This is a genomic window from Luedemannella flava, assembly GCF_039528515.1.
Classification (GTDB): domain Bacteria; phylum Actinomycetota; class Actinomycetes; order Mycobacteriales; family Micromonosporaceae; genus Luedemannella; species Luedemannella flava.
Genome location: NZ_BAAALT010000274.1, coordinates 1 through 17,465, shown reverse-complemented (window position 1 = coordinate 17,465; position 17,465 = coordinate 1). Strand labels below are relative to the sequence as shown.

Here is a 17,465-nt window from a genome sequence, read left to right as displayed (position 1 = left end):
GCCGGCGGCGCGGCCGGGTGCTGGGCCGGCGGCGGCACCTGCCGGGACGGTGGGGCTGCCGGATGCGGGGGCGGGACGGGTCGGCCGGGCAGGGCCTGCGTCGGCGGCGCGGGCGGCGGCGTGGTCGGCCCGTACGTGGGCGGGTTCGGGACGGCGCCCTCGACGGCGGGACGCTCCGGCGGGTCCACCGGGCGGCGGGTGAGCCGCGACGACAGCGGGACCCGGGCGGCGGGACCCTCGCCCTCCACCTCTCCGTCGACGATGTCGGGCTGGGCGGGGCGGATGGGGGACACGCGGCCTGGACGGTGCTCGACCTCCGGCTGCCCGGCCGCCGTGCGCAGGGGCACGGAGGCGATGCCGCTCGCGGTGGTGGGCGTGTGCCCGGTGCGGGCCGCGGCGGCGCGGGCGAGGTCGCCGTGCGCCATCCGGGCGCGGGCGCCGAGGGACCGGCCGGGCAGCCGCAGGTCACCGCGGGTGAGTTGGGTGATGAACCAGGACGGCAGGTACGACTCGATGGGCAGGCCGGGGTTGACCGCGAGCCACCACTCGTGGTTCGGCCACTGGTTGGCCAGGTCGAAGAACGACATCTGCCGCACGGCGCCGCTGTGATCGGGCAGGCAGGAACGCAGCGAGGCCGGCGACGTGAACGCCAGCAGGTGGGTGCGGTTCTGGTTGGTCCAGGTGCCCCAGCCGACCGGGGCGCGGCCGCCGGCCGCGTCGGGGGCGACCGGCAGGATAAGGTCACCGCGGGCCAGGATGCGGAAGTATGCGTCCTGGTCGGAGGTTTGCAGGGCGTCGCGCAGCGCCTCCTCGGCCGGCGTGGCCGGGGCCCAGTCGGTCACGGCCACCCCCTAGTGCTCGCGCGCGAATCCTCCGACCTCATAACCTACAAGTTCGCACCGAACCGGGGTAGGTCGGCGCAGTCGGCGGGCATCACGATACCGGGCGTAGGGGCAGATACCGCGGAGCGCGGCCGGCCCGGTGACCCACCTTCCGGGATCACCGGCCCGCCGCGTCCGGCACGCCCGCGTCACACCCGGAAGAGGTTGGTGTTGCGGTTCTCGGTGCTGGCGTAGTCGGCGGCCGAGTCGTCGACCGCGCGCTTGATCTGGCTGAGCATGGTGGCCAGGTCCTTGGCCGCGCCGCGCCAGGCGTTCTGCCGCTGCTGGTAGGCGTGCTTGGCCTCGCCGTCCCAGCTCTGCACGAGCGGGGCGGCCGCCCGCTCCAGTTCGTGGAGCTCGTTGGTGAGCTTGGCGACCGCGGTGGCGATGTGATCGCTCGCGGCGTGCAGCTGCGCGAAATTAACAACGATCCGCTCGGACATGTCCCCCCACTCCCCTACAGCGAGATCTCGACGTTGCCGGTGCCGTGGAACCGGCCGGCGGCCGCCTCGTCGGTGGCCGTGTAGTAGCGACCGGAGCGGCGGATCGCGTCGGCCGTCTCGACCAGCGCCTTCTGGATCCGCTTCTGGTCGTCGGTCCAGGCGACCTTGACCTGCTCGAACGAGCGCCCGCCGCGCCCCTGCCACCCCGAGCGGAGCATCTCCAGCTCGCCGATGAGCCGGCTCAGCATCTTCTGCAGGTTGGCGTTGACCTGCTCGAACTTGACCGCCGTCTGTTCCATGACGGCGGCTTGCGCCTCCGTGGTGGATGCCACCCGTGCCACCCCCTTGGGTTCGCCAGCCGCATCGACAGCGGCCGGTGCCTGATTGCCTGCCGACCGTAGCGGTTCTCATCGACCGCGCGCCATGCCCGGTCCGCGCCTGTGGATAACTTCAGCCGGCGGCCGGGACCGGCTTCGCGGCGGCCTCGGGATCCAGCGCTTGGCCACCGGGCAGCAGCGCCACGAGGGACGCGGGGAGCCGCGTCGGGCGTACTCCCGCGTAGCCGAGCTTGGCCAGGACGTCAGGCGACGGTACGGGATAGCGCACGCCCTGGTCCGTCACGACCGCGAGCGCACCGCCCGCCGCGCCCGGCGCGGACGCCGCCTCGACCACCGCGCCGCGCCCGGGCGCGACCCGGACCACGTCGGCGACCACCGCGCCCTGCCATACCCCGCCGGTGCGCACCTCGCCGACGACGGGCGGGGCCTCGCGCCAGACGCCGACCGCCGGGGGCGTCACGTCGTCCACATAGGAGGCGCAGACGCCGCCGGCGGCGCGGGCGAGCGCGGGCACGGCGGCCGGGAGATCGGGGCCGGCGCCCGGGGTGAACGGCGCGGCGGCCTTGCGGGCCCGGTCGAACTCGCCGGACGTGATCTCGGTGGCGCGGCCGCTGCTGTTCGCGCCGTTGCCCATGAGCAGGCCGGCCTGCACGGGTGTGATCGGCGCGAGCCCGTCGGCCAGCGCGATCAGGAACTGCACGCTGCCGGTCACGCTCTCGTACTTGAGGACCTGGCCGACGACGGCCCGCCCGAACGCGGCCGGGTGCCCGACGTCCGGCACGGTGAGGCTAGCCAGGTCAGGGCCGGGTGGCAGCCCGTTGATCAGGGCGGGCGACACGGGCAGGACGGGCTCGCCGGCCCACAGCGCGCCGAGTACGCCCTTGTCGCGGATGGCGTGGCGGTGCCGGTGCCAGACCAGGTACTGCTCGCCGCCGGTGGCGACCAGCAGCCCTTCGTCGGCGGCGAGCGGGGTCGGGGCGACGGCCGTCGGGCCGATGGCCAGCAACGACTCGGGGCGAGCGGTGGTGGGGCGGGAGCAGAGCAGCCAGGCGTCGCGGACCAGGGCGCCGGCGGCCGGCAGCGGGTCGGGCGCGCCGGGGATGCCGAGCGGGGCGCCGCGCGGCGTGTCGCCCAGGGAGGCGCCGCTGACCATGACGGTGGCGGTGGTGCCGGCGAGGAGGGCCGCGGAGGCCTGGTTGAGCGCGGGATGCAGCACGCCGTCGCGGTAGACGTACCGGGTGCCGGTCTCCTCCTGCACGATCACGGCCCGACCGTCGCGCCACGTGTTGTTGCCGCCGGGCTTGAGCGCGCCGTAGATGCCGACGGCCGCCAGCGCCAGCGCGGCGAGCAGGACGCCCGCGAACAGTGCCCCGCCGATGCGCCGCAGCGGCGACGCGACCGGGTCGGGGTCACGCATGGCGAGCGCGCCCACGACCCGCTGCAGAACGAACTGGTGCGAGTGCAACTGGTCGCTCCGCGACGCCACGGCCCCTCCGGTGTCCATCGACGTCGACCACCATACGCGGACGCCGGGGAAATGGAGGGGTGCGCGGGTCACCTGCGGCGTGGGACCATCGCCGCCATGTCGCTCCTCATCAGGTTGGCCGTCTCGGCGCTCGCCGTGTGGCTCTCCACGATCATCGTTCCCGGCATCGACGTCACGGCCGAGACCACGGCCGGCACGATCGGCACGGTCGTCCTGGTCGCCGTGATCTTCGGCGTGGTCAACGCGGTGCTGAAGCCGATCATCAAGACGGTCGGCTGCGCGTTCTACTTCTTCACCCTCGGCCTGATCTCGATCATCGTGAACGGCCTGCTGTTCCTGCTGACCAGCTGGATCGCCGGCAAGCTCGACATCCCGTTCCACGTGGACGGGTTCTGGCACGCGGTGCTCGGCGCCCTGTTCGTGGGCATCGTCTCGTTCGTCCTGGGCATCGTCTTCAAGGACCGCAGCGACGACTGACGGGCCCCCGGTGGTCCGGGCCCGTCGTTCGCCGGCGGGCCCGGACCATATTTCGGGTACGGGCGCCAGCGCGCGGACTAGGGTCGAGCCGTGCTGACGACACGTGACGACGGATACGAGATCGACACCGACCCGAGCCGGCTGGACCTCAAGCTGATCCACCAGTGGCTGTCGAGCGACGCCTACTGGTCGCTGGGCCGGCCGATGGAGACGGTGGAGCGCTCGATCGAGGGCTCGCTGTCCTTCGGCGTGTACGCCCCGGAGTCCGGCGACCTGGTCGGATTCGCCCGTGTCATCACCGACCTGGCCACCTTCGCGTACCTGTGCGACGTCTACATCGCCCGCGGGGCCCGGGGCCACGGGCTGGGTACCTGGCTGGTCACGGTGATCCGCGACCGGATCCTGGCGACCGGGGTGAAGCGGCTGCTGCTCGCCACGGCCGACGCGCACGGGGTGTACGCCCGGGCGGGCTACACGCCCGTGGCCGCGCCGGAGCGCTGGATGGAGATCGATATCCGGGACGCGAAGGTGATGGAGAGCATAGCCAGGCGGTCGGAAACTCAGGAGCAATAACCGCCAACGGTCCTTACTGTTGGCGCGTGAGCGAGCGACAGCGAGTGAACCGTCAGCTCGGCAGAACACGCTGGCGCCGGAGCGCAGCGGAGGCGCCGGCGTGAGCCAGGAACGACGAGGGTACGTCTTTGGCGCCGCGGCGTACCTCTGCTGGGGTTTCTTCCCGATCTACTTCAAGCACCTGCGCCCGTCGGGGGCGGTCGAGATCCTCGCGCACCGGGTGCTGTGGTCCTTCCTGTTCGTCGCCGCGCTGGTCACCGTCATGCGGGGCTGGCCGTCGCTGTGGCGGCTGCGCCGCGACGGGCGCCGGCTCACGCTCGCCGGCACGGCGGCCGCCCTCATCGCGGTCAACTGGGGCGCCTACATCTACGGCGTCAACTCGGACCGGATCGTCGAGACCTCCCTGGGCTACTTCATCAACCCGCTCGTGACGGTGGCGCTCGGTGTCGTCGTGCTCAGCGAGCGCCTGCGCCGGGCGCAGTGGGCGGCGCTGGGCATCGGCCTGGTCGCCGTGGCGGTACTCACGGCCGACTACGGCCACGTGCCGTACATCGCGCTGACCCTGGCCGTGAGCTTCGCCCTGTACGGGCTGACGAAGAAGCGGCTCGCGGTCCCCGCCAAGGACGGGCTGCTGCTGGAGTCGGCGGCGCTGACCCTGCCCGCGCTGGCGTACCTGGGGGTGTTGACCGCGCGGGGCGAGTCGACCTTCGGGACCGTGTCGGCGGGCCACACGGCGCTCCTCATCATGGCCGGCGCGATCACCGCGATCCCTTTACTGATGTTCGCCGGGGCAGCCAACCGGATCACACTGTCGGCTATCGGACTATTGCAATACCTCGCCCCGATACTCCAACTCGCGTGCGGCGTCCTGATCTACAAGGAGCCCATGCCACCAGCGCGTTTGGCCGGCTTCGCGCTCGTCTGGTCGGCGTTGGTCGTGTTCACCTGGGACGGGATCCGGCACGTGCGCGCCCGTACGAGATCAAATCGTCCGTCAGCCGTTCCGTTGGAGGCCCCTGCTGCCTAGGGTTAACTCCGTAAACAAAGGGTCAGACATTAACGAGCGGGACGCCTGAAGGGCATGGAGGACCAGTGGTGCGACACCCCCACGGGGAGCCGTCAGACCTGATCCGCAGCGTCTCCCGGGCGCTGCGGGTGCTGGAGGCGGTGGGCCAGTCGCCCAAAGGGCTCACGGTCAAGCAGATCGCGCGCCGGTGCGAGCTCACCACCGCCACGACGTACCACCTGGTGCGCACCCTGGCCTACGAGGGCTACGTGATCCGGCGCGAGGACGGCACGTACATCGTGGGTCTGCAGGTGGCCGACCGCTTCCGTGAGCTGACCGCGGCGCTGCGCGTCCCGGCGGCCGCCGACGACCTGCTGCGGCGGGCCACGGCCGAGACCGGGTTCAGCCACTACATCGGCCGGTTCCTCGGCGGGCAGATCGTGCTCGCCAACGTCGCCGAGGGTCCCCAGTCGCCCTACCTGGAGGATCTGATCCCCGGCTGGGACGACGGCGCCCACGCCACGGCCATCGGCAAGGCCCTGCTGGCCACGCTCACGCCCGAGCAGCGCCTGCGCTACCTCAAGGACTGGGGCATGCGGGAGTTCACGCCGCAGACCATCACGCAGCCCGAGGCGCTCGACGTCGATCTCGCCGCCGGCGAACGCCGCGGCATGCACATCGAGCTCAACCAGTACCGGGTCGGCGTGGGCTGCGCCGCCGTCGTGCTGCGCGCCGACCGCGACCCCGAGCGCCGGCTCGTGATCGGGTGCGCGATGCCCGCCGAGCAGCTCGTCGCGACGGCCCATGCCGTCCGCCGCCGGTTGCAGACCACGGCCCGCGCCATCGGCGCCTCCCTCGCCGGGGAGGACCCCGGCGTCATGGCCGTCTGAACCTTGCCGCGCTAGCCTGCGTTTCCTCCGGCGAGCACCTGGGAGGAGGAGCGCGGATGGCCGACGACGCCCCGCTGTTGCGGGCGCTGCACGCCGAGCACGGCGACGCGCTCTTCGGGTACGCCGTGCGCCTGTGCTCCGGCGACCGGCAGCGGGCCGAGGACCTCGTCCAGGAGACGCTCCTGCGCGCCTGGCAGCACCCGGACGCCCTGGACCCGACGCGCGGCTCCCCGCGCGCCTGGCTGTTCACGACGGCCCGGCGACTGGCCATCGACGCGTGGCGCCGCCGCGCCGCCCGGGTCGGCGAGGTGATCACCGACGCGGTCCCGGACGTCCCGCACTTCGACGAGGCCGACCGGGCCGTCGAGGCCTGGACCATGGCGGAGGCGCTGGCCCGGCTGTCCCCCGCCCACCGCGAGGTCATCATCGAGTGCTTCTATCGAGGCCGGTCGGTCTCCGAGGCGGCCACGGCGCTCGGCGTCCCCGACGGGACCGTCAAGTCCCGCACCCACTACGCGACCCGCGCGCTGCGGTTGATCCTGGAGGAGATGGGGGTGACGAGATGACCTGCCCGTACACGCACGACGACGGGGCGTACGTGCTCGGCGCCCTGTCGGCGGCCGACCGCGCGGCCTTCGAGGCGCACCTGCCGGCCTGCCCGCCGTGCCGGGAAGCCGTCGCGTCCCTCGCCGTCCTGCCGGGCCTGCTCGGCCGCCTGGCGCCGACGGCGGCCGTCGAGCTCGACACCTCGGTGCGCGCCGGCACGGACGCCGCCGAGGGCATCCCGCCGACGATCCTGCCCCGCGTGCTGGCCACCGCGACGGCGCGCCGCCGCCGCTCGGTCCGCCGCTGGGCCCTCGTGGCCGCCGCCTGTGCCGCCGCGCTCGCGACGGTCGTGGGCCTGGGCGTGCACGCCATGGACGACCGGTCCTCGGGCGGCCCGACCGTGGCGGGCCCGGCGACGACCGGCCCGACGCCGGCCCCGTCCGTGCTGCCGACCCCGTTGACGAACCTACGGCCCATGACGCCCGTGTCCAGCGCGGTGCCGGTCTTCGCCGAACTGGGCCTGCGCACGTCTCCCGACGGCACGGTGGTCGAGATGACCTGCGGCTACATCAAGGCCAGCGGTGGGTACTCCGACCGCCGCTGGACCCTGCACCTGGACGTATGGCCGGCCACCGGCGAGCCGGAACGGGTCGCCACCTGGACGGCCAAGGCCGGCGACGAACTACGCGTCAGCACCCTGACCCACTTCTCCCCGACCCAGATCGCCCGCGTGGACCTCCGCACAGCCTCCGGCCGCACCCTCCTGACCTGGACCCCCACGTAACCGCGCCGCGCCCCCGCTCGGTGCGGCAGCAAAGTCGCACCTTTGCCGGTTATCGGGCGCGCCGTGACCAGCAAAGTGGCAACTTTGCCGGGCGGAGGGACGCGGTTGTCAGCTGGTGCGGTCGGCGATCAGGTCCGCCAGGGCCGCCAGGGCGCGGCGGGCGGGGATGTCGGGGAGGGGGTCCAGGAGGGCGCGGGCGCGTTCGGCGTAGCCGCGGACTGTTTCCCTCGCGCGCTTCATGGCCGTCGACTCGCGGAGGAGTTCCAGGGCCTCGGTCAGCTCGGCGTCGTCCGTCAGCGGGCCCTTGCTGAGCAGCTCCCGGAGCCGGGCGACGCCGGCGTCGTCAGTGGACTCGTCGGCCAGCGCGTAGAGCACCGGCAGCGTCGCGACGCCCTCGCGCAGGTCGGTGCCGGGCGTCTTGCCGGACTGGGCCGACTCGGACGCGATGTCGAGCAGGTCGTCGGAGAGCTGGAACGCGATGCCGATGACCTCGCCGTACTCGGCGAGCGCGTCGACCGCCTGCGGGGTCGCGTTGGAGAACATCGCGCCGAACTTGGCGGATGTGCCGATGAGCGAGCCGGTCTTCTCGGCGATGACGTCGAGGTGGTGCTCGATCGGGTCGCGGTCGCGCGGCCCGGACGTCTCGGCGATCTGCCCGTAGACGAGCCGCGAGAACGTACGCGCCTGCAGGCGCACCGCGTCGAGGCCCAGGTCGACGGCCAGGTCGGCGGCGCGGGCGAACAGGTGGTCGCCCGCGAGGATCGCGATGCTGTTGCTCCACCGCAGGTTGGCCGAGGGCGCGCCACGGCGTACGGGCGCCTCGTCCATGACGTCGTCGTGGTAGAGCGTCGCGAGGTGGGTGAGCTCCACGACGACGCCGGCCCGCGTCACCTCTTCACACGCGGGCCGGGTGCCGAACTGGGCGGCGAGGCCGACCAGCAACGGCCGGATCCGCTTGCCGCCCGCGGACACGAGATGGTGCGCCACGTCGTCGAGCAGCGGGTCGACGGACTCGACGGCATGCCGGAGCCCGGCCTCGACGCCGAGGAGCTGCGCCTCCATGACCCGGGCAAGCTCCGGGTCCTCGAAGTCGATCCCGATCAGCATCCGGGGGATCGGCCGGCCTCCGCTGGTCACCACGTTCTCCACCATGCCATACAGGTCAGCGGATAAACTCCGCGGCCTTGCTGGCAAGGTCCTGGACCGGCGTCGGGAAGACGCCGAGGACCAGGGTGGCCAGCACGCCAATCATGAGAGTGGCCGAGGTCAGCGCGCCCGGGATGGACACCGTGGGGCTCTGCTCGCCCGGCTCGGACAGCCACATCATCACGACGACCCGCAGGTACGGGAACGCCAGGATCATGCTGCCGACCACGCCGGCGATGACCAGCCAGGTCTGCCCGCCCTCGATCGCCGCCGCGAAGACGCCGAACTTGGCGGTGAACCCGCTGGTGAGCGGGATGCCGGCAAAGGCGAGCAGCAGGAACGTGAACACGCTCGCGTACAGCGGCGAGCGACGGCCCAGGCCGGCCCACCGGCTGAGGTGGGTCGCCTCGCCGTCGGCGTCGCGCACCAGGCTCACGACGGCGAACGCCGCGATCACGGTGAAGCCGTACGCCGCCAGGTAGAACATCGACCAGGCCAGGCCGTCCCGGTTGAACGCGAGCGCGCCCACGAGGAGGTAGCCGGCGTTCGCCACCGACGAGTACGCCAGCAGGCGCTTGATGTCGGTCTGGGTCACCGCGAGCACGCCACCGATCACCATGGTCAGGACGGCCAAGGTGCCGACGATCGGCTGGATGTCCCACTGGGCGCCGTCGAACGCGACGTACAGCACGCGCAGCAGGCCGCCGAAGGCGGCGACCTTGGTGCAGCTGGCCATGAGCGCGGTGATCGGGGTCGGCGCGCCCTGGTAGACGTCGGGCGTCCAGACGTGGAACGGCACGGCCGCGACCTTGAACAGCAGGCCCACCGCGAGCAGCGCCAGGCCGGCGAAGAAGAGCACCTCGGGCTGCGCGGTGGTCGGCGTCCCGCCGGCCAGGTGCGCGTTGTGGATCGCCCCGAGCTTGACGCTGCCGGAGTACCCGTAGACGAGCGCGAGGCCGAACAGGAAGAACGCCGAGGCGAACGCGCCGAGCAGGAAGTACTTGAGCGCGGCCTCCTGGCTGATCAGGCGCCGGCGGCGGGCGAGCGCGCACAGCAGGTACAGCGGCAGCGAGAAGACCTCGAGCGCGACGAACATCGTCAGCAGGTCGTTCGCGGAGACGAAGAGCATCATGCCGCCGAGCGCGAACAGCGTCAGCGGGTAGACCTCGGTGGCGCCGGGCTCGCGGACGGCCTGGCGGCGGTCGGCCTCGCTGCCGGCCGTGATGGCGGCCTGCGCGACGAACGGGCCGCCCCGCTCCAGCGCCCGCTCGGCGATCATCAGCAGCGACACGATGCCGAGCACGACGATCAGGCCCTGCAGGAACAGGCTGGGCCTGTCGATCGCGATGGCCGCGCCGGCGGTGATCACGGCCTTGCCTTCGCTGGCGAACTTCACGAGCCAGACCAGGGACGCGACCAGCGCCGCGAGGCTGAGGACCAGCTGGACCACGTGCCGCGCCGAACGCGGGATGAACGCCTCGACGAGCATCGAGACGCACGCCGCGCCGAGCACGATGAGCATCGGCGCCAGGGCCGCGTAGTCGAGCTTCGGCGCCGGGATCGTGTCCGCGGCCAGCGGCGCCGCGCCGGCCAGCAGGGTGGTGACGCTCACTTTGAGGCCTCCTGGTTGGTCGCCACGGTCGGCGCGGGATCCTGCTTGCCCATGTCCTGCATGGTCGCGGCGACGGCCGGGTTGATCACGTTGAGCAGCGGCTTCGGGTAGAAGCCGAAGACGAGCAGCAGCGCGATGAGCGGGGCGACGACGGCCACCTCACGCGCCGAGATGTCGCGGCGCATGGCGGGCACGTTATGCAGCTCCGGGTTCGGCGTGCCCTGCGTGGTGCGCTGCACCATCCACAGCACGTACCCGGCGGCCAGGATGATGCCGAGGGTGGCCACGATCGCGACCGGCTTGTTGACGGTGAACGCCCCGATCAGGACGAGGAACTCGCTGATGAAGGGCGCGGTGCCGGGCATCGCGAGCGACGCCAGGCCCGCGATGAAGAACACCCCGGCGAGTACGGGGATGAGCTTGCCCGCCCCGCCGAAGTCGCTGACCAGCGCTGAACCGCGGCGGGTGACCAGCATGCCGACCACGAGGAACAGCAGGCCGGTGGCCAGGCCGTGGTTGACCATGTAGAGCACCGAGCCGGAGCCCGCCTGGGTGGTGAAGGCGAAGATGCCGACGCCGATGAAGCCGAAGTGGGCGATCGACGTGTAGGACACCAGGCGCTTGAGGTCGTTCTGGCCGACCGCGAGCAGGGCGGCGTAGATGATGCCGACCAGCGACAGCGTCAGCGCGAGCGGCGCGAAGTAGTCGGAGGCGTTCGGGAACAGCGGCAGGCAGTACCGCAGGATGCCGAACGTGCCGACCTTGTCGAGGACGCCGACGAGCAGCGCGGCGGCCCCGGCGGGCGCCGCCCCACCAGCGTCGGGCAGCCAGGTGTGGAACGGGAAGAACGGGGCCTTGACCGCGAACGCCACGAAGAAGCCCAGGAACAGCCACCGCTCGGTCCAGGTCGCGAACTCCTGCGAGGTCAGCGTCTGCCAGTCGAAGGTGTGCGGGTCGGACACGACCCACAGGCCGATGACCGCGGCCAGCATGAACAGGCCGCCGACCAGCGAGTACAGGAAGAACTTGACCGCCGCGTACTGCCGGCGCGCTCCGCCGTAGGAGCCGATGAGGAAGTACATCGGCACGAGCATGACCTCGAAGAACACGTAGAAGAGGAACACGTCGCCGGCGGCGAAGACGCCGATCATCATGGACTCGAGCGCGAGCAGCAGGGCGAAGAACGCCGGCACGGACCGCTTGCCGCCGGCGGCCTGCGCGTTCTCCGCGTCGTGCCAGGAGGCGAGGATGACCAGCGGGACGAGCAGCGTCACCAGCGCGATCATGACAAGCGCGATGCCGTCGACCTCGAGGGTGAAGCGCACGTTCCAGGTGTCGATCCACGGGTAGGACTCGCGGAACTGGAACCGGTCGCCCGCCGCCTCGAAGGTCGCCCACATGACGACCGTGAGCACGAACAGCGCCAGCGACCAGACGAACGCGACCTGCTTGGCCAGGGTCGGCTTGTGCCGCGGCAGGAGCGCCACCACCAGGGCACCGACCAGCGGCGCCACGGTGAGTACGGACAGGAACTTGAAGTCTGACATCAGCCGAGCCTCACGACCAGGAAGGCGACGGCCACGAGCAGCGCGCCACCGAGCACGGACAGTGCGTACGAGCGGACAAAGCCGGTCTGCAGCCGCCGCAGGCGACTGGAGCCCCCGCCGACGGCCGCCGCCAGGCCGTTGACCAGCCCGTCGACGCCCCTGTTGTCGAGGAACACCAGAAACCGGGTGAGGTACTTGCCCGGCATCTCGAACAGGGCCTCGTTGACGGCGTCGCCGTAGAGGTTGCGCCGGGCGGCGGTGACGAGCGCGCCGGCCGGCTGCTCCTGCAGCGCGGTCCCGTTGCGGAACAGCGCGTACGCCAGGCCGGCACCGACCACGGTCACCCCGACGACCGAGGCGCTGACCAGCCAGGGCGCCAGCCGGTGGTGCTCGGCGTGCGGCTCGCCGAAGACCGGGGTGAGCCAGTCGACGACCGAGGTCGACATGAGCCAACCGGCGGCGACGGAGCCGACCGCGAGCAGCATGAGCGGGATGGTCATCACCGGCGGCGACTCGTGCGGGTGCTTGATGTCGTCCGTCCACCGCTTGGGGCCGTGGAAGGTGAGCACGAACAGCCGGGTCATGTAGAAGGCGGTGAGCCCGGCGCCGAAGAGCGCCACGCCGCCGAAGAGCCAGCCGGTCCAGCCGGGCCGGTTGAACGCCGACTCGATGATCGGGTCCTTGGTGAAGTAGCCGGACAACGGCGGGATACCGATGATCGCGAGCCAGGCGAGCCCGAAGGTCACCCATGTGATCTTCATGTACTTGTACAGGCCGCCGAAGCGCCGGATGTCCACCTGGTCGTTCATGCCGTGCATGACCGAGCCGGCGCCGAGGAACAGGCCGGCCTTGAAGAAGCCGTGCGCCAGCAGGTGGATGATCGCCAGGGCGTACGCCCCGCCGCCGAGGCCGACGCCCAGGAACATGTAGCCGATCTGCGAGACCGTCGACCAGGCGAGGACGCGCTTGATGTCGTCCTTGGCGCAGCCGATGACGCAGCCCAGCAGCAGCGTGAACGCGCCGACGCAGACGACCACGAGCTGGGCGGTGGTGTTGGCGTTGAAGATCGGGTTGGACCGGGCGATGAGGTAGACGCCGGCGGTGACCATCGTGGCCGCGTGGATGAGCGCGGACACCGGGGTCGGGCCCTCCATCGCGTCGGGCAACCACGCCTGCAGCGGGAACTGGCCGGACTTGCCGCAGGCGCCGAGCAGGAGCAGCAGGCCGATGGCGAGCGTGGTGCCGCTGGCGACCTGGCCGATGCCGTTGAAGACCTCGCCGTAGTTGACGGTGCCGAGCGTGGCGAACATCAGGAAGATCGCGATCGCGAAGCCCGCGTCACCGACGCGGTTCATGATGAACGCCTTCTTGCCGGCCGTGGCCGCCGAGTTGCGCAGGTAGTAGAAGGAGATCAGCAGGTACGACGCGAGACCCACGCCCTCCCAGCCGAGGTAGAGCATCACGTAGTTGTTGCCCAGCACCAGCGTGAGCATCGCCGCGACGAACAGGTTGAAGTACCCGAAGAAGCGCCGTCGCGTGTGGCCCGACTTCTCGAAGTCGTAGTCGTGCGGGTTGTGCGCCATGTAGCCGATCGCGTACACGTGGATCAGGAAGCCCACGCCCGTGATCAGCAGGACGAACACGCCCGACAGTGGATCGAGCAGCAGCCCGAAGTCGATCTCCAGCGAGCCGACCGGGATCCAGGAGAACAGCGACACCTCAGCCGAGCGCGCGTCCTCCGCCAGTCCGCCGAGCTGGATGAAGTAGATCAGGCCCAGCACGAACGAGGCGCCGACGCTGGCGCATCCGAGCAGGTGGCCCCACGCGTTCGCGCGGCGGCCGGCCAGGAGCAGGATCGCGGAGCTCGCGAGCGGGATCGCGATCAGCAGCCAGATGGTGCTGAGAAACCCGGTCGCGGGCGCGAAGCCCTCGGCAAGAATCGAAGTCTCCATCGAGGCGCCCTCAGTACTTCAGCAGGTTCGCGTCGTCGACGCTCGCCGAGCGCCGAGTACGGAAGATCGACATGATGATGGCGAGGCCGACCACGACCTCGGCGGCCGCGACGACCATGACGAAGAACGCCATGATCTGGCCGTCCACCTGGCCGTGCATGCGGCTGAAGGTGACGAGCGTCAGGTTCGCCGAGTTCAGCATCAGCTCGATGCACATGAACAGCACGATGGCGTTGCGCCGGATGAGGACGCCCACGGCGCCGATCGTGAAGAGCGCGGCGGCCAGCACGATGTACCAGGACGGTGTCATCGCTCGGTTCCCTTCGGTGCGGTCTCCGCCGGCGACAGCTCGCGGGTCGGCAGGATCTCCGAGATGCTCCGCTCGGACTGGGTGCCGTCCGGCAGGAGCGCCGGCGTAGCCACGGAGTCGGAGGTGGCGTAGACGCCGGGGCCGGGCTTCGGCGCCGGGTAGTTGCCGGGCTCGAAGCGCGCCCGCGACATCTCCACCTGGCTGAGCTTCTCGCCGGGCTTGCGCTGCGTGTGCGCGAGCAGCATGGCGCCCGTCGCCGCCGTGATGAGCAGGGCGCTGGTCACCTCGAACGCGAACACGTAGTCGGTGAAGAGCAGCCGGGCGATCGCCGACACGTTGTAGGGGCGGTCCGCCGGGAACCCGACCGACCGCATGTCCCCCAGGCCGCGGAACAGCGCGGTGCAGATCAGGCCGGCGAAGCCGATGCCCACCACGATCGCGGCGGTCCGCTGGCCCCGCAGTGTCTCGATCACCGAGTCGGACGCGTCGCGGCCGACCAGCATGAGCACGAAGAGGAACAGCATCATGATCGCGCCGGTGTACACGATGATCTGCGCCATGCCGATGAACGGCCCGGCCTGCAGGACGTAGAAGATGCCCAGCGACAGCATCGTCAGCACCAGGAACAGCGCCGAGTGGACGGCGTTGCGCGCGGCCACCGTGCCGATCGCCCCGAGCAGGGCGAGCGGCGCGAAGATGTAGAAGGTGACCGCCTCGCCGGTGCCCACCTCGCCGGCCGCGGCCAGCAGCGTCTGGGTCATAGCTCACCTGCCTGGTTCGCCTTCTCGGCGCCCACGCTCGTGCCCGGGTTGGACATGGCCCCGAGGTAGTAGTCCTTCTCGGAGTCGCCGAGGTACATCGCGTGCGGCGGGCGCTCCATGCCGGACAGCAGCGGCGCGAGCAGCTGCTCCTTCGTGAAGATCAGGTCCTGCCGGTTGTCGCGCGCCAGCTCGTACTCGTTGCTCATGGTGAGCGAACGGGTCGGGCAGGCCTCGATGCACAGTCCGCAGAAGATGCAGCGCGCGTAGTTGATCTGGTAGACCTTCGCGTACCGCTCACCGGGCGAGTAGCGCTCGTCCTCGGTGTTGTCCCCGCCCTCGACGTAGATCGCGTCGGCGGGGCACGCCCACGCGCACAGCTCGCAGCCGATGCACTTCTCCAGGCCGTCGGGGTGACGGTTGAGGATGTGCCGGCCGTGGTAGCGCGGGGCGAGGCGGTCGGGCTTCTCCGGGTACTCCGTGGTCACGACCTTGCGGAACATGTGCGAGAAAGTGACCCCGAACCCCTTCAGAGTGCCACCGACACTCATGAGGATCCCTCCTTGTCAGCGCCGGCGCCCGTCGAGACGGGCTGGCGGTCGGCGATCATCCGCTTGGCCCGGGGGCTGGGCGGCACTTCGAGATCGAGCGGCGGGATCGGGTAACCCTCGGCGCCGCCCACGCGGCCCTCCGGCGGTCCGCCCAGATCCGGCGGCCCGGCGGCCGGCTTCGCCGGCCAGAGCAGGAACACCAGCAGGAGTACGGCCACCGGCACGCCGGCGACGAGGAACTTCTGCTGCTGGGTCCAGTCCTGCTCGTTGAGGGTGCGGATGCTCGCCACCAGCATGATCCAGACCAGGTTGATCGGCAGGAGCACCTTCCAGCCGAACCGCATGAACTGGTCATAGCGCAGCCGGGGCAGCGTGCCCCGCAGCCACACGAACACGAAGATCAGCAGCGTGACCTTGATGAGGAACCAGAGCAGCGGCCACCAGCCGGAGTTCGCCCCCGACCACAGGGTCACCGGCCACGGCGCGCGCCATCCGCCCAGGAACAGGGTCGTCGCCACCGCCGAGACGGTCACCATGTTGATGTACTCGGAGAGCATGTAGAGCGCGAACTTCAGCGACGAGTACTCCGTCATGTAGCCCGCGACCAGCTCCGACTCCGCCTCGGGCAGGTCGAACGGCGCCCGGTTGGTCTCGCCNGCGTCGTCAGGTCGAGGCCGAAGAACGAGACCTCGCCGCCGGCGCCCTGCTGGGCCACGATCCTGGACGTCGACATCGAGCCGGCCGTCATGAACACCGCGACGATCGACAGGCCCATCGCGACCTCGTACGAGATCATCTGAGCCGACGAGCGCAGGCCACCGAGCAGCGGGTACGTCGAGCCGGACGCCCAGCCGCCGAGCACGATGCCGTAGATGCCCATGGACGAGCAGGCCAGCAGCACCAGCACCGCGACCTCGACGTCGGTCACCTGCAGCGGCGTGTGCTCGCCGAAGATGCTCACCATGGGCCCGAACGGGATCACCGAGAGGGCGGTCACCGCGCAGATCACCGAGATCGTCGGGGCGAAGAAGAAGACCACCTTGTCCGCGGCGCGCGGCATGATGTCTTCCTTGAACGCCATCTTCAGGCCGTCGGCCAGCGTCTGCAGCAGACCGAACGGGCCGTGCCGGTTCGGGCCCGGCCGCACCGCCATCCGGCCCACGACGCGGCGCTCGAACCACACGCCGAGCAGCGTCATGAGGAAGCCGAAGACGAAGGCCCCGAGGATCTTGATGACAACGATCCACCAGACGTCCTGGCCGAAATCGGCCAACGTCGGGTCTTGAGCGTTCGCCAGACTCATTTGATCCCTCCACGGGAGATCGTGACCACGTCTCCGCTGGTCACGCCGAGCGAGCGGCGCACGGTCGCACCAGGCGAGTTCGTCGGCACCCACACCACGGCGTCGGGCATGTCGGTCAGCTCGACCGGCAGCGTGATGCTGCCCTTGTCGGTGCTGACCCGCACCGGGTCGCCGTCGGCGACGCCCAGGCTGGCCGCGCGGTCCTTCGACAGCCGCACGACCGCCGGGCGGGCCGTGCCGCCGAGCACCTCGTCGCCGTCGAGCAGGCTGCCCAGGTCGAGCAACTGGTGCCAGGTCGCGAGCACCGCCTCGCCGGGCCCGGTGACCTCGACGTCGCGCGGGGCGACGCGCGGGGCGGCGGGCTTGTCCGCGCCGGAGACCGGCAGGGCGCCGAGCTCGGCGCGGACCGCGGCGACGTCGGCGGTGCCCAGCGTGACGCCCATGGCCGCGGCGAGCGCGTCGAGCACCCGGGCGTCGGACATCGCGGTGGTGTCGAAGACCGCGTCGAAGCTGCGCAGGCGACCCTCCCAGTTCAGGAAGGTGCCGGCCTTCTCCTGCACCGGCGCGACCGGGAAGACCACGTCGGCGCGGCGGCTCACGGCCGAGTTGCGCAGCTCGAACGAGACGAGGAAGCCGACCTTGTCGAGGGCCTGCTCGGCCAGCGTCGGGTCGGCCAGGTCCGCCGGGTCGACGCCGGCGACGACGAGAGCGCCGAGCCGGCCCGCCGCGGCGGCCTCGATGATCTGGTCGGTGTCGCGGCCGACGGAGCCCGAGATGACCCCGGCCTCCAGGCCCCAGCGGCCGGCGATCTCGGCCCGCGCCGCCGGGGCGCTGACCGGGCGGCCGCCCGGCAGCAGGTTCG

General features: G+C 71.3%; 18 protein-coding genes and 1 pseudogene. 6 read left to right on the top strand and 13 right to left on the bottom strand.

The genetic code is table 11. The annotated features are described in order from the left end of the window. From ABD211_RS30530 to eccB, 4 genes are all read right to left on the bottom strand, one after another. A partial coding sequence (locus ABD211_RS30530; RefSeq protein ID WP_344139286.1) for an SseB family protein occupies positions 1–842 on the bottom strand: 842 nt, incomplete at its 3' end. 188 nt (positions 843–1,030) lie between these two features. Next, a complete protein-coding gene (locus tag ABD211_RS30525) occupies positions 1,031–1,324 on the bottom strand; it encodes a WXG100 family type VII secretion target (protein ID WP_344139284.1) in 294 nt (97 codons plus the stop codon). Positions 1,325–1,338: 14 nt separating this feature from the next. Continuing rightward, positions 1,339–1,656, bottom strand: a complete 318-nt coding sequence (locus ABD211_RS30520) for a WXG100 family type VII secretion target (RefSeq protein ID WP_344139282.1) — start codon at positions 1,654–1,656, stop codon at positions 1,339–1,341. 118 nt (positions 1,657–1,774) lie between these two features. After that, the gene (gene eccB, locus ABD211_RS30515) at positions 1,775–3,148 is read right to left on the bottom strand and encodes a type VII secretion protein EccB (RefSeq protein WP_344139280.1); all 1,374 of its coding nucleotides are present in this window, start codon (positions 3,146–3,148) and stop codon (positions 1,775–1,777) included. Between the two features lie 96 nt (positions 3,149–3,244). Here eccB and ABD211_RS30510 point away from each other — a divergent pair, with 96 nt between their 5' ends. The 6 genes from ABD211_RS30510 to ABD211_RS30485 all read left to right on the top strand — a co-directional run bounded on the left by ABD211_RS30510 (position 3,245) and on the right by ABD211_RS30485 (position 7,424). Next, positions 3,245–3,625: a phage holin family protein gene (locus ABD211_RS30510; RefSeq protein ID WP_344139278.1), complete on the top strand. Its 381-nt coding sequence runs from the start codon at positions 3,245–3,247 to the stop codon at positions 3,623–3,625. A gap of 90 nt (positions 3,626–3,715) precedes the next feature. Beyond that, complete coding sequence (locus ABD211_RS30505; protein WP_344139276.1) at positions 3,716–4,198, top strand: GNAT family N-acetyltransferase; 483 nt, start codon at positions 3,716–3,718, stop codon at positions 4,196–4,198. 100 nt (positions 4,199–4,298) lie between these two features. Beyond that, positions 4,299–5,225, top strand: coding sequence for an EamA family transporter RarD (gene rarD, locus ABD211_RS30500; protein WP_344139274.1), 927 nt, complete (start codon positions 4,299–4,301; stop codon positions 5,223–5,225). Between the two features lie 68 nt (positions 5,226–5,293). Continuing rightward, complete coding sequence (locus ABD211_RS30495; RefSeq protein ID WP_344139292.1) at positions 5,294–6,094, top strand: IclR family transcriptional regulator; 801 nt, start codon at positions 5,294–5,296, stop codon at positions 6,092–6,094. 74 nt (positions 6,095–6,168) lie between these two features. Next, positions 6,169–6,660: a sigma-70 family RNA polymerase sigma factor gene (locus tag ABD211_RS30490; protein ID WP_344139290.1), complete on the top strand. Its 492-nt coding sequence runs from the start codon at positions 6,169–6,171 to the stop codon at positions 6,658–6,660. Further along, entirely contained in the window at positions 6,657–7,424 is a 768-nt protein-coding gene (locus tag ABD211_RS30485) for an anti-sigma factor family protein (protein ID WP_344139272.1), read from the top strand. The genes ABD211_RS30490 and ABD211_RS30485 overlap by 4 nt, the downstream gene beginning before the upstream one ends. A gap of 108 nt (positions 7,425–7,532) precedes the next feature. On the opposite strand, the gene ABD211_RS30480 is transcribed toward ABD211_RS30485, so the two are convergent. From ABD211_RS30480 to ABD211_RS30440, 9 genes and pseudogenes are all read right to left on the bottom strand, one after another. Further along, the gene (locus tag ABD211_RS30480) at positions 7,533–8,531 is read right to left on the bottom strand and encodes a polyprenyl synthetase family protein (protein WP_344139289.1); all 999 of its coding nucleotides are present in this window, start codon (positions 8,529–8,531) and stop codon (positions 7,533–7,535) included. Positions 8,532–8,586: 55 nt separating this feature from the next. Next, a complete protein-coding gene (gene nuoN / locus ABD211_RS30475) occupies positions 8,587–10,092 on the bottom strand; it encodes an NADH-quinone oxidoreductase subunit NuoN (protein WP_425560569.1) in 1,506 nt (501 codons plus the stop codon). Between the two features lie 86 nt (positions 10,093–10,178). Next, the gene (locus ABD211_RS30470) at positions 10,179–11,729 is read right to left on the bottom strand and encodes an NADH-quinone oxidoreductase subunit M (protein ID WP_344139270.1); all 1,551 of its coding nucleotides are present in this window, start codon (positions 11,727–11,729) and stop codon (positions 10,179–10,181) included. Then, positions 11,729–13,681: an NADH-quinone oxidoreductase subunit L gene (gene nuoL, locus ABD211_RS30465; protein WP_344139268.1), complete on the bottom strand. Its 1,953-nt coding sequence runs from the start codon at positions 13,679–13,681 to the stop codon at positions 11,729–11,731. The genes ABD211_RS30470 and nuoL overlap by 1 nt, the downstream gene beginning before the upstream one ends. 10 nt (positions 13,682–13,691) lie before the next feature. Continuing rightward, positions 13,692–13,991, bottom strand: coding sequence for an NADH-quinone oxidoreductase subunit NuoK (gene nuoK / locus ABD211_RS30460; RefSeq protein ID WP_344139266.1), 300 nt, complete (start codon positions 13,989–13,991; stop codon positions 13,692–13,694). Further along, positions 13,988–14,752: an NADH-quinone oxidoreductase subunit J gene (locus ABD211_RS30455; protein ID WP_344139264.1), complete on the bottom strand. Its 765-nt coding sequence runs from the start codon at positions 14,750–14,752 to the stop codon at positions 13,988–13,990. Before ABD211_RS30455 ends, nuoK begins: the two co-directional genes overlap by 4 nt. Then, a complete protein-coding gene (gene nuoI / locus ABD211_RS30450; RefSeq protein ID WP_344139262.1) occupies positions 14,749–15,300 on the bottom strand; it encodes an NADH-quinone oxidoreductase subunit NuoI in 552 nt (183 codons plus the stop codon). The genes ABD211_RS30455 and nuoI overlap by 4 nt, the downstream gene beginning before the upstream one ends. Then, positions 15,297–16,603, bottom strand: a pseudogene (gene nuoH, locus ABD211_RS30445) (NADH-quinone oxidoreductase subunit NuoH). The gene nuoI and the pseudogene nuoH overlap by 4 nt, the downstream one beginning before the upstream one ends. Further along, positions 16,600–17,465, bottom strand: an 866-nt coding sequence (locus ABD211_RS30440) for a molybdopterin dinucleotide binding domain-containing protein (protein WP_344139260.1), incomplete at its 5' end; no start/stop codon positions are given. The pseudogene nuoH and the gene ABD211_RS30440, both read right to left, overlap by 4 nt.

Excerpts from the sequence above, each read along its gene's own strand:
- ABD211_RS30525 (WP_344139284.1), bottom strand. The coding sequence starts at position 1,324 with ATGTCCGAGCGGATCGTTGTTAATTTCGCGCAGCTGCACGCCGCGAGC.
- ABD211_RS30510 (WP_344139278.1), top strand. The coding sequence starts at position 3,245 with ATGTCGCTCCTCATCAGGTTGGCCGTCTCGGCGCTCGCCGTGTGGCTC.
- ABD211_RS30485 (WP_344139272.1), top strand. The coding sequence starts at position 6,657 with ATGACCTGCCCGTACACGCACGACGACGGGGCGTACGTGCTCGGCGCC.
- ABD211_RS30480 (WP_344139289.1), bottom strand. The coding sequence starts at position 8,531 with ATGCTGATCGGGATCGACTTCGAGGACCCGGAGCTTGCCCGGGTCATG.
- nuoN (WP_425560569.1), bottom strand. The coding sequence starts at position 10,092 with ATGCTCATCGTGCTCGGCGCGGCGTGCGTCTCGATGCTCGTCGAGGCG.
- ABD211_RS30470 (WP_344139270.1), bottom strand. The coding sequence starts at position 11,729 with ATGTCAGACTTCAAGTTCCTGTCCGTACTCACCGTGGCGCCGCTGGTC.
- nuoL (WP_344139268.1), bottom strand. The coding sequence starts at position 13,681 with ATGGAGACTTCGATTCTTGCCGAGGGCTTCGCGCCCGCGACCGGGTTT.
- nuoK (WP_344139266.1), bottom strand. The coding sequence starts at position 13,991 with ATGACACCGTCCTGGTACATCGTGCTGGCCGCCGCGCTCTTCACGATC.
- ABD211_RS30455 (WP_344139264.1), bottom strand. The coding sequence starts at position 14,752 with ATGACCCAGACGCTGCTGGCCGCGGCCGGCGAGGTGGGCACCGGCGAG.
- nuoI (WP_344139262.1), bottom strand. The coding sequence starts at position 15,300 with ATGAGTGTCGGTGGCACTCTGAAGGGGTTCGGGGTCACTTTCTCGCAC.